The following is a 10,620-nucleotide window of genomic DNA, read 5'->3' as shown; positions in this document are numbered from 1 at the left end:
CTTTATCAGAGCTGAATAACGCCGCTGATATCGCACACAAACGAATTTATGACCGTATTCTGGAGAGATGTATTCCTGTCCGTATCAATAACCGGAATATTCGTCAGGACAATGCAACAGCTAATTTAAAACAGGCGAAAAAAATCCTGTTGAACAATCATGCTCCAAACCAGAATTGACTCAAAAAAGTATAACACAATGATTACTTTTCACTGACAGTGGTACTACTTTCTTTCCTCATTTATTACCGGAAATATGTCACTGTCAGTTATCTAAAACCATAGTACCAAACCAAAAGATTTTAAAACCAAAACTGCCCGGATACGGGCATAAAAAGGAGGTGCCAGATATGGCAGATAAAAAAATCATGACACCGGAAGAAAAAGCACTTTTACAGGCAAGACACCGCCAGGAAGAAGCCGAAGCAAGAAATCGCAAAAAAGAACGTGATGCCAGAACACACAGGTTAGTCCAAGAAGGAGCAATTCTGGAAAGTATTGTTCCCCATATTAAAGAAATGGATTTAGATTCCCTGAAACGGGAGCTGATGATCCGGCTACGGGGAATGTAAACGCACAAGTTCTACTCCCGAAGGGCGCACTTACTCACCACCTGATAAATCAGGCAGTGGTATCCCCTTCGGGGCTCGTGCGCTCTGCCGAGGGCTTTATCCGCTGTTGCAGGCAACATCGAAAGGAGGTGCCAGATATGGCAATTTATCATATGCAAGCCAAAGTCGTCAGCCGTGGTTCCGGTCGGTCTGCCGTTGCTGCTTCTGCTTATATGAGCTGTAGCCGCATGTACAATGATTATGACGGCATCCAGCATGACTATACCAGAAAGCAGGGGCTGATCTATCAGGAGGTGATGCTTCCTCCAATGGCTCCATTGGAATGGAATGACCGGGAACAACTCTGGAATGCTGTGGAAGAAACCGAAAAGACCAAAGACAGCCGACTTGCAAGAGAATTTGTTGTCGCACTCCCCGTTGAGTTGGATAAAGACAGCAATATTTCTCTTCTTCAAGATTTTATTAAAAAGAATTTTGTAGATATGGGGATGTGTGCTGATTTTGCCATTCACGATACAGATGGTCACAATCCCCATGCACACATTCTTCTTACTGTCCGACCATTAAATGAAAATGGAACATGGCAGTATAAAACAGAAAAAGAATATCTCTGTATCAAAGATGGGGAAGAAAAAGGGTTTACTGCTTCTGAATTTAAAACTGCTCAGAAACAGGGATGGGAAAAGCAATATCGCTATAAAGTTGGAAAAAAGAAAGAATATCTGACTTCCTCTGTTGCACAGGAAAAAGGATATGAACGGATTGATAAACACCCCAAGAGCAGCCGATATGGCAGACAGAATCCTATTTCCCAACAATGGAACAGTGATGAACAACTTTGTATCTGGCGGGCAAACTGGGCAGATGCCGTAAATAAAATGCTTGCACGTAATCAGATAAATGCTACCATTGATCACCGCAGCTTTGCAGATCAGGGAATCACCGAACAGCCAACCATCCATGAAGGCTACATTGCCCAGAATATGGAAAAGAAAGGCATGATAGCAGACCGCTGTGAAATCAACCGTCAGATTCGTGCGGATAACAAAATGCTCCGAGAATTAAAAGCAAAGGTAGCAAAACTGGCTGAAGCTGTAGAAAAGTCTATTCCAATAATAGCTGAAACGTTAGAAGCGATCCGCAATCATATGATTTTTACACAGTATCATTTGCTCCACAATGAGATGCAAAAAGAAGTGATCCATGACTGGATGAATCATTTTAATCCAATACTGAATAAATACAACACCATTAAAAAGAAACTCAAAGCTAAAGTTACAGAGCGGAAAGAACTGAATGTGAAAAAAGAGAAAACCAGTATTTTGAATCCCATCCAGCATATAAAATTGAATCAGCAGCTTACCACTGTTACCGAAGAAATTGAAGAACTGAAATCAAGGAAAGAGCAGCTAATCTTCCAGGCACAATGCTCTACCGATAAAGATATGACAAATCTATCCAAGAAATATGACCAAATGAATAACAATCTTGATATCCTAGATTCTCAGGACATCTCGCTCAAAAAACAGCTTGAAAAAGATGCCGCCGCTTTCCGGGAAGAAAAATTTCATCCTGAACCAGAACAATATGCCGAGTTACTGGATACCAGAATCCAGATACGTCCTGATTTCCGGGATAAGCTGATTGAACAGCTCAAGGGGACTTTCGGTAAATATTATGACTATCACCGTCGTGATATTGCAGCCGATGAGGTGGATTATCTCAATGTGGAGGATCCTGATGTTTTCTCCCATCGTGCATGGGAACTTAAATATCAGCGAGAACAGGAAATGCGGCGAAATCAGCCTGCAAGAGCTAAGAAAAAGTCCTATGATATGGAATTGTAATCATCTTCGAGTAGATAACATGCTCTTACAAATCTCTTGTTCAAAAATAAACTCCTTTCAAAAAGGCGTATGGAAATCAAAACTTCCATACGCCTTTTTATATTCTGCTCTTCAAATTGTCTAAAAGTTGACTAAAAATATATCACCGTTCATATGATACAATAATTTCTTTGCTATCTGCTGTTTTATAATCAATTGTTCCCAAATTACCAATCAAATCAAATGTCATATCTGCATTAACCTGCAATTCATCTTCAAGCTTGACTGCAGACGGCTCATCTTTTAGAAAAACTGTTAATCCATAAGGCTCTGTTTCAGATTGTATCTCTATACTATCATATGAGTATCCCTCCGGATACTCTTGACCGCTTACAATATTTATAACATTCGAAGAATCTCCTACATAATCTGTCTTATACTTCGATAGGTCAGGAATTTCGTATAGTTTTTCTTTTTTTCCGCACGCCGAAATCAGCATTATTGATACGGCAACCAACATAATTGCAAGTACTTTTTTCTTCATAGAAACACCCCCGAAAGCTTTATTCAAAAATTTACGATTTGAGTAAAAGCCCAAGGAACTTTAATGTCCCTTATGCTTTTCTCTTTTCTTTCGCTGTTTCAGTTCAAACATTCGCTGCTCTTCTGCCTCTTTTCTCTTGCGGCTTTTCTCTTTACGTTCCTGCTTGTTCTGTTCCTGTTGTAATTTCAACGCCTGTTGCGATTTTGTACCAATGCCTATTTCCAGCATCTGCTTCTTTGTTTCCCGCTGCATCCGTTTCGAATTTCTTTTGATATCCTTTACAACAGTTTCAACAACCGGACTGAATTTCAAACTGAAATAGCACTTTTGAATATATTCCTGTACTTCATAATCTTTTGGCTCTGCACCAAATGTTACCTTTGCCACAGATAGTTTACCATCTTCGATGCGTTCAAAGATTCCCACCCAAAACGGCTCTTCAAAAAATACTGTCAGCTTTCCATTTACTTTGTCCATAAAAATCCCTCCTAAAAATGATTGAACAAAGAATGGACAACCCGGAGGGGCAGGTTACTTACCCTATTTATATAGGACGGCCGGGCTACCTACCGGCTCTGGTACATCAAAGATGTACGTTGCGTTTTTATCTTTGCTTTTATAATCAAGCCATGTGGCACGATTAACTTAATTCTGAAACTTCTAAGTTACTTTTTATGCTAAATAGCGAAACCATCACCTTTTGAGAAAAAATTTATACTCCACTTAGGGAGATATCATTTAACTCACCATTTAAAAATCAATATCAGTATACTTATTTTTCAACTTGTAAAATGCTATTATTACGCTTGTATAATATTGCATCATCCAATCATACCATATTTCTTTGCTATAATCGTTCTTTTGATCTGCACGATTATGGCGAATATTATAACCATTAACTATACCAAAAATCAACTTATCATGTTCATTTTTAGGAACTTCATACTCAGCATTTAAAGTATCTTTTACTTCTTCACGTTCACTTTCCAAAATATCGGCAAGAATATTAATAGCTTTCTTTTTCTGTTCTAAATTGGCATCAAAACGATAATACATTTCTGTGGCTGTTGCTAATTGCTCATATACTGAATCGGGTAAATCAGAACCGTCATATTCTAACTGTTCACGCAACGCACCGTTAGGTATTTGCATTATAAATCCATTTGTCGGTTCAAGATAATATCCCTCTTTATATGCACGTAAGATATTATTAATTTGTTCAGCAAATTCTTCCTTTTGTGCTTCATTTTCAAACTGATCTGTTTCATAGTTATAAACACCAATATGGTCGTATAAAATCTCAATCACTGAAAACAATGTCTGCTCATCATATTCTTCAAGATATTGCCAAATTGGCCAAACCTCTTTATCCTGTAAGCATGTTGCAAAATACACTTCCGGTGATGGCAACAAACTTGGTGGTAAAATCTGCTCCGAATCCTGCGTATAAGGAATTTGCCTCCACACTCCTCTTGTAGCCACTTCAAAATACTCTTTATCACAAAAATATTTATATACCTGTCCGAAATACTGTAATAACTCATCAAAATCTATCTGTAGTTGCTTTGTAAGTAAACCATGTCTTTCTGCGTAATATTTTTTCATATTTTTCTGTTCTCCTTATGTCAACTAAAAATTGCCTTGTTCATTTTTAATACTATTTTCCATTAATCTAATCAAATCATCAATGAATGCATTACAGATTTCCCCAAAGTCATAAGCCTTATATTCGCAGGCAAATTGATTTGCAATTACATTTCTTAATTCATCAACTTTCCTCATTTCTGTCCGTTCAATCTAATAGTATTATTTTACCATATCACTTGTTTTTTTACCATCTTCAAAAGAGCAATAGCAAAAAAGCTGATCAAGAATCATAACCTTCCAATATTTTTTCTCTCTGCATCTGTTCCATGTAAATAGATTGCTTTCCGGCACGAGAAAAAATTGTTTGTAGAAACGGTAAAAAGCTCCCGAAGGAGCTTTCCACGCTTTAAATATACACTAATTCTTTTAAGACAATCTCTTCTGCTACATTTCGGATATTATTTACAGCCCTGACCCATTCCATCTGGTCACAAGCTTTCATTTCTTCCGTAATGCCTTCCTTTTCCATCATCTGACGCACTAGAATGTCCATTCTCTCCTGTGCTTCATCGTCCACAGCATTCAGATGTTCTGTCAATCTGTCTTCCAACATATACAGTGAATACATTGCCGGACGATGCTCTTTCAGATACGTTTTTCGCATCATTCCATATTTCCCATAATGCGGTTCTTCATCTGTACTAACAAGATTCGGATAATAAATTCCGTCTGCGCCAAGTGTGTAGGTTCCACCCATTTTTTCAAATGTGCTTTTCATGTGTTATTCCTCCTTGAAATCAGCGATGTTCTTAGATCATCGCAAAATATTTCAGGGCAGCCTTGATAGCATCTTCTTTCTCTTTCGGGCATTGTGGAACTCTTGCATTTTCTGATTTTGGAAGATTATAGTTTTCTCCCACTTCAATTCCACATTTGCGTTTTACCTGAGAAATATATAAACTTGAAACCTTCAAGCCAGATTCTTTCAGCACATAATCCTTGATTTCCTGATAGGTTGCTTTCAACTCGGCACTGGTGGCATCCAGCTCATCCAGATCTAAGTCGATCTCTATCGTGTCATCTGGTTTTTGTTGGGATAAAAGAACAACCGTCTCCACATGCGTACTCTGCGGAAACATATCCGTAGTAGAAACCCGCATCAACTCATAATCCTCCGCACAAAGCACCTTCAGATCCCTGGCCAACGTAGCACTATCACAGCTCACATAAACAACCCTCTCCGGTTTCATCTTAAGGATCGTATTCAGAAGTACCTCATCACAACCCTTTCTTGGCGGATCTACCACAATAACATCTGCGTAGACGCCATTCTTCTCATACTCCCTCGGCAGTACTTCCTCTGCTTTTCCAACAAAAAACTCCACGTTCTCGATTCCATTAAGCTTAGCATTCTCTCTTGCATTGTCAATGGCCTGTGGTACGATCTCCACGCCGCGGACAAATTTTGCTTTCTGAGCCAGGAACAGGGAGATGGTTCCGATTCCACAGTACAGGTCCCAGACTGTTTCATTTCCGGTGAGACCTGCGTACTCCAGGGCCTTTCCGTACAGTTTTTCGGTCTGGATGGGATTGACCTGGAAAAAGGACAGCGGCGAGATCTGATAGGAGATATTTCCGATACTGTCCGTTATATAGGACTGTCCCCAGAGGAGACGAAGCTGATCTCCCAGGATCATATTGTTCCGTTTTTTATTGACATTGATGGTGATGCTGGTCATTTCCGGAATTTCACACAAAGAGTCCACCAGAGCTTTTTCTGCCGGGATCTTATCTCCGTTTAAGATCAGACAGACCATCATCTCATCTGTATGGAAACCATAGCGGATCATAATATGGCGTACAAGACCCTTTCCTGTTGTCTCATCATAAGGCTGTACATGATATTTCTCCATATGGCCGATCACACGGTCCAGAACCTCTTTATTCTGTTTCACTCCCAGAATACAGTCCCGGTTGTCAATAATAGAATGGGTCCTTCCTGCATAAAAACCGGTGATGATCTTTCCGTCTTTATTTTTTCCTACTGGGAACTGTGCCTTGTTGCGGTAATGGTAAGGCTCATCCATTCCCATGATCGGTTCCATGGGGAAATCCTTAAAACCTCCAATCCGCTCCAGATGGCCACGGACTTTTTTCTCCTTGAATTTCAGCTGCTGCTCATAGGATAATGCCTGAAGCTGGCATCCTCCACACTGACGGGCAATGGAGCAGGCCGGTTTCACACGGTACGGGGACGGTGTGATCACCTCCATCAGACGGCCATAGCCGTAGTTCTTTTTTGCCTTGATGATCTTGGCGCTGATCCGGTCTCCGATCACGGCGTCCTTCACAAAAACGGTGAAGCCATCGGCTTTCCCGATACCTTCACCGTCAACTCCGCAATCCTCTATATCCAAAGTCAGTATATCGTTTTTACGGAATTCCATCTATTAAATATCTCCTGTTCTTCTTAAATTGGACTCAAAAAGACGGTTATAACCGAGCCATTCTTTTTTGCCCTTGTCTGCGTGGAAAATCTCTGTCAGTGTCTCCATTCTTGCATCGGTATTGTCTGCCAGATTCAGAGCTACTGCCTCTGCAAGTGCCGGTTTCTTGGGAGAGCCGTACTCCAGCTCACCGTGATGGGCAAGGATGCAATGGATTACCTGATTCTCAAGTTTCTCAGGAAAATCCGGGATCTCTTTTACCAGGTCGTGTACCATCTGTGCCCCGATCACAATGTGTCCCAGAAGCTGTCCCTCGTCTGTATAATCATTCATCGGAAAAGCTGAAAGCTCCTTGGTCTTGCCCACATCATGAAGAAGAGCGGTTGTGATCAGAAGATCACGGTTCAAAAGCGGATAGGCATTTGCCATGTAATCACAGAGACGTGTCACTCCAAGGGTGTGCTCCATCAGTCCGCCGATAAATCCATGATGCACGGTCTTGGCTGCGGAATGACCTTCAAACACCTTCATAAATTCCTGATCTTCCACAAAAAGCTTCTTCAGAAGCTGGGAAAGATACGGATTCTTCACACTGTTGATCAGGTCGCGCAGCTGGCTCTGCATATCGTCCACACTGTTCTCACTGGTAGGAAGATAATCTGCCGGATCATACTCCCCTTCTCCTGCCTTGCGTGCTCTCTTAATGTTCAGCTGCATGGCACCTGCAAAACTTGTCACATCTCCCATGATCTCAATGTAATCCAGGGCATCAAAATCATCGATCCCCAGAGAATTTGGGTCCCAGATCTTACCATCGATCACACCTGTTTTATCCTGAAGGATCAGATTCTCATAGGGTTTTCCATTCTTCGTTGTAGCTGCCTGTTTCTGTTTACAGAGATAGATTCCGTTTACTCTGTCTCCCTCATGTAATTCATTTAAAAAACGCATAAAATTCTTGCCTTTCTGTTCTTTTTACTTTCAAAGCGGACATGCTCACCAAACAAAGTATCCACTTCACACTTTGTATTCACAGCCAGCCTTTCTTTACGATCTCCGGCTGCATCCCGGTCCGGGCTTTCCCTGTATTTTCGCACAGTCTCCCCTTACATCCGGGCTTTATTCAGTATCATAACACATTTTACTTTCCTTTGCTATGGAAATCATGTAAAATAGGAAACGAAGTGTTTTTTTGCATATCCTGTGTTACGCAGAAAAACACGAGATCAACAGAAGTAACAAAAAGGAGTAACTACAGCAACAATGAACAAAAAAGCATACAAAGCACTTGAATACTATAAAATCATAGATCTGCTGACAGACAAGGCTTCCTCCCCCATGGGAAAAGATCTCTGCCGGAAGCTTACCCCTTCCACAGATATCGAGGAAATCCGGTCCATGCAGCTGCAGACCCACGATGCCCTTGCACGCCTGTTCAAAAAAGGCGGCATTTCCTTTGGCAGTGTCAAGGATATCCGGGGCACACTGAAACGTCTTACTGTAGGCAGCGCCCTGAACGCGCCGGAGCTGCTTTCCGTCTGCAGTCTTCTGGAAAATACCGGCCGTGTCAAAGCCTATTCCAGAAGTGACCGTGACGACGGAATGACCGATTCCCTTGACGGAATGTTTGCGGCACTGGAACCTCTCACACCTCTGAGCACAGAGATCCGCCGCTGTATCCTTTCCGAGGATGAGATCAGTGACGATGCCAGCAGCACCCTTCGTCAGATACGCCGCAGCATCAAAGCCACCAACGACCGGATCCACACCCAGCTTTCTTCTCTGGTTGCAGGAAGCGCCCGGAATTATCTTCAGGATTCCGTCATCACCATGCGTGACGGCCGCTACTGTATCCCGGTAAAAGCCGAGTACAAAGGCCAGATAGCCGGCATGATCCACGATCAGTCCGCCACAGGCTCCACTCTTTTCATTGAGCCTATGGCTGTTGTCAAACTAAACAACGACATCCGCGAGCTGGAGCTGAAAGAACAGAAAGAGATCGAAGTGATCCTTGCCTCCTTAAGCCAGCAGGTAGCTGCAGAACTGGAAGCCATCCATGCAGATCTTTCCATCATGGTACAGCTGGACTTTATTTTTGCCCGCGCCGCTCTTGCCATGGACATGAATGCCAGCGAACCGATCTTCAATACTGAAGGACGGATTCGCCTGCGCCAGGCCCGTCATCCTTTGATCGATAAGAAAAAAGCCGTTCCTATTGACATCCGCCTTGGAGATGATTTTGACCTCCTGGTTGTCACAGGACCAAACACCGGTGGTAAAACTGTCTCTCTGAAAACCGTGGGACTTCTTACCCTTATGGGACAGGCAGGCCTTCATATCCCGGCACTGGACCGTTCCGAGCTTGCACTTTTCCGTGAGGTCTATGCAGATATCGGAGACGAGCAGAGCATTGAGCAATCCTTAAGTACCTTCTCCTCTCATATGACAAACGTGGTTTCTTTCCTGAAATCCGCAGATCAGGATTCCCTGGTCCTCTTCGATGAGCTTGGTGCAGGTACTGACCCTACCGAGGGTGCCGCTCTTGCCATTGCGATCCTGTCCCATCTTCACGAACAGGGCATCCGCACCATGGCAACCACCCATTACAGCGAACTGAAGATCTATGCCCTTTCCACTCCAGGTGTGGAAAATGCCTGCTGCGAATTCGATGTGGAAACTTTACGCCCCACCTACCGTCTTCTGATCGGTGTTCCCGGAAAAAGTAACGCATTTGCCATTTCCTCCAAACTGGGACTTCCGGATTTCATCATCGACAAGGCAAAAGAGCAGATCAGTGAGCAGGATGAATCTTTTGAAGATGTTCTGACATCCCTGGAGCAGAGCCGAGTCACCATCGAAAACGAACGTGCAGAAATTGCCCGTTACAAAGAGCAGGTAGAAGAACTGAAAAAATCTCTCCAGGAAAAAGAGGAAAAACTGGACGAACGAAAAGAGCGCATCTTAAGAGAAGCCAATGAACAGGCACATGCGATTCTCCGTGATACCAAGGAATACGCAGACCAGACCATGAAGCTTTTCCATAAGTTCCAGAAAGATCACGTAGATACCGCTTCTGTGGAAAAAGAGCGCCAGAACCTGAAGAAACGTATGTCAAAGGCCGAGAAAGGCATGTCTTCCAAACAGCAGAAGCAAAAACCAAAGAAGCAGCTGAAACCATCCGATCTTTCTCTTGGCGATACTGTAAAAGTTCTCAGCCTGAATCTGAAAGGAACCGTTTCCAGCCATCCGGATTCCAAGGGATATCTCTTTGTGCAGATGGGAATCATCCGTTCCAAAGTACATATCTCCGATCTGGAGCTTGTGGACGAGCCGGTAATCACCACCCCGTCCATGCAGCGTACTGGCGCCGGAAAGATCCGCATGTCAAAAGCGGCCAGCATTTCCACAGAGATCAATCTTCTGGGAAAAACCGTGGATGAGGCAGTTGCAGAGCTGGACAAATATCTGGATGACGCCTACATCGCACACATGAAATCCGTCCGCATTGTTCACGGAAAAGGCACCGGCGCTCTCAGAAAAGGTGTCCACAATTACCTGAAACGCCAGAAACATGTAGCTTCCTTCCGTCTTGGAGAATTCGGAGAAGGCGATGCCGGCGTAACCATCGTAGAATTCAAGAAATAA

9 protein-coding genes and 1 pseudogene are annotated in these 10,620 nt (G+C 42.9%); 4 read left to right on the top strand and 6 right to left on the bottom strand.

Features of this window, described 5'->3' with window-relative positions; translation table 11 throughout:
* The 3 genes and pseudogenes from G5B06_RS19640 to mobQ form a co-directional block, all read left to right on the top strand.
* Positions 1 to 179: pseudogene (locus G5B06_RS19640) on the top strand (ATP-binding protein); the annotation flags it as partial.
* 170 nt (positions 180 to 349) lie between these two features.
* Positions 350 to 571 (top strand): DUF3847 domain-containing protein, encoded by a 222-nt coding sequence (locus G5B06_RS12865; protein ID WP_014080783.1) that lies wholly within the window; start codon positions 350 to 352, stop codon positions 569 to 571.
* A gap of 137 nt (positions 572 to 708) precedes the next feature.
* The gene (gene mobQ, locus G5B06_RS12860; protein ID WP_055260434.1) at positions 709 to 2,418 is read left to right on the top strand and encodes a MobQ family relaxase; all 1,710 of its coding nucleotides are present in this window, start codon (positions 709 to 711) and stop codon (positions 2,416 to 2,418) included.
* Between the two features lie 142 nt (positions 2,419 to 2,560).
* Here mobQ and G5B06_RS12855 read toward each other — a convergent pair whose 3' ends face one another.
* From G5B06_RS12855 to G5B06_RS12830, 6 genes are all read right to left on the bottom strand, one after another.
* Positions 2,561 to 2,941: a DUF4825 domain-containing protein gene (locus G5B06_RS12855; RefSeq protein ID WP_015560109.1), complete on the bottom strand. Its 381-nt coding sequence runs from the start codon at positions 2,939 to 2,941 to the stop codon at positions 2,561 to 2,563.
* Positions 2,942 to 3,001: 60 nt separating this feature from the next.
* Positions 3,002 to 3,418 carry a YjdF family protein gene (locus G5B06_RS12850; protein ID WP_015560108.1) on the bottom strand — a complete coding sequence of 139 codons (417 nt, stop codon included), beginning with the start codon at positions 3,416 to 3,418 and terminating at the stop codon, positions 3,002 to 3,004.
* 273 nt (positions 3,419 to 3,691) lie between these two features.
* Positions 3,692 to 4,546, bottom strand: coding sequence for a hypothetical protein (locus G5B06_RS12845; protein ID WP_015560107.1), 855 nt, complete (start codon positions 4,544 to 4,546; stop codon positions 3,692 to 3,694).
* Between the two features lie 388 nt (positions 4,547 to 4,934).
* On the bottom strand, positions 4,935 to 5,306 hold the full coding sequence (locus tag G5B06_RS12840; protein ID WP_015560105.1) for a TnpV protein: 372 nt from the start codon (positions 5,304 to 5,306) through the stop codon (positions 4,935 to 4,937).
* Positions 5,307 to 5,337: 31 nt separating this feature from the next.
* A complete protein-coding gene (gene rlmD / locus G5B06_RS12835) occupies positions 5,338 to 6,975 on the bottom strand; it encodes a 23S rRNA (uracil(1939)-C(5))-methyltransferase RlmD (RefSeq protein ID WP_173772217.1) in 1,638 nt (545 codons plus the stop codon).
* A 3-nt stretch (positions 6,976 to 6,978) separates the two neighbouring features.
* A complete protein-coding gene (locus tag G5B06_RS12830) occupies positions 6,979 to 7,926 on the bottom strand; it encodes a 3'-5' exoribonuclease YhaM family protein (RefSeq protein ID WP_021975915.1) in 948 nt (315 codons plus the stop codon).
* 312 nt (positions 7,927 to 8,238) lie between these two features.
* Between G5B06_RS12830 and G5B06_RS12825 the strand changes: the two genes are divergently transcribed.
* On the top strand, positions 8,239 to 10,620 hold the full coding sequence (locus G5B06_RS12825; protein WP_173761902.1) for an endonuclease MutS2: 2,382 nt from the start codon (positions 8,239 to 8,241) through the stop codon (positions 10,618 to 10,620).

It is taken from the genome of Blautia luti (genome assembly GCF_013304735.1).
In the GTDB taxonomy this organism is placed as follows: domain Bacteria; phylum Bacillota; class Clostridia; order Lachnospirales; family Lachnospiraceae; genus Blautia_A.
This window is presented reverse-complemented; position numbering and strand designations above follow the sequence as displayed.

Bases quoted from the DNA above. Each gene is read 5' to 3' on its own strand.
- mobQ (WP_055260434.1), top strand. From the start codon at position 709: ATGGCAATTTATCATATGCAAGCCAAAGTCGTCAGCCGTGGTTCCGGT.
- G5B06_RS12845 (WP_015560107.1), bottom strand. From the start codon at position 4,546: ATGAAAAAATATTACGCAGAAAGACATGGTTTACTTACAAAGCAACTA.
- G5B06_RS12830 (WP_021975915.1), bottom strand. From the start codon at position 7,926: ATGCGTTTTTTAAATGAATTACATGAGGGAGACAGAGTAAACGGAATC.
- G5B06_RS12825 (WP_173761902.1), top strand. From the start codon at position 8,239: ATGAACAAAAAAGCATACAAAGCACTTGAATACTATAAAATCATAGAT.
- G5B06_RS12865 (WP_014080783.1), top strand. From the start codon at position 350: ATGGCAGATAAAAAAATCATGACACCGGAAGAAAAAGCACTTTTACAG.
- rlmD (WP_173772217.1), bottom strand. From the start codon at position 6,975: ATGGAATTCCGTAAAAACGATATACTGACTTTGGATATAGAGGATTGC.
- G5B06_RS12840 (WP_015560105.1), bottom strand. From the start codon at position 5,306: ATGAAAAGCACATTTGAAAAAATGGGTGGAACCTACACACTTGGCGCA.
- G5B06_RS12855 (WP_015560109.1), bottom strand. From the start codon at position 2,941: ATGAAGAAAAAAGTACTTGCAATTATGTTGGTTGCCGTATCAATAATG.
- G5B06_RS12850 (WP_015560108.1), bottom strand. From the start codon at position 3,418: ATGGACAAAGTAAATGGAAAGCTGACAGTATTTTTTGAAGAGCCGTTT.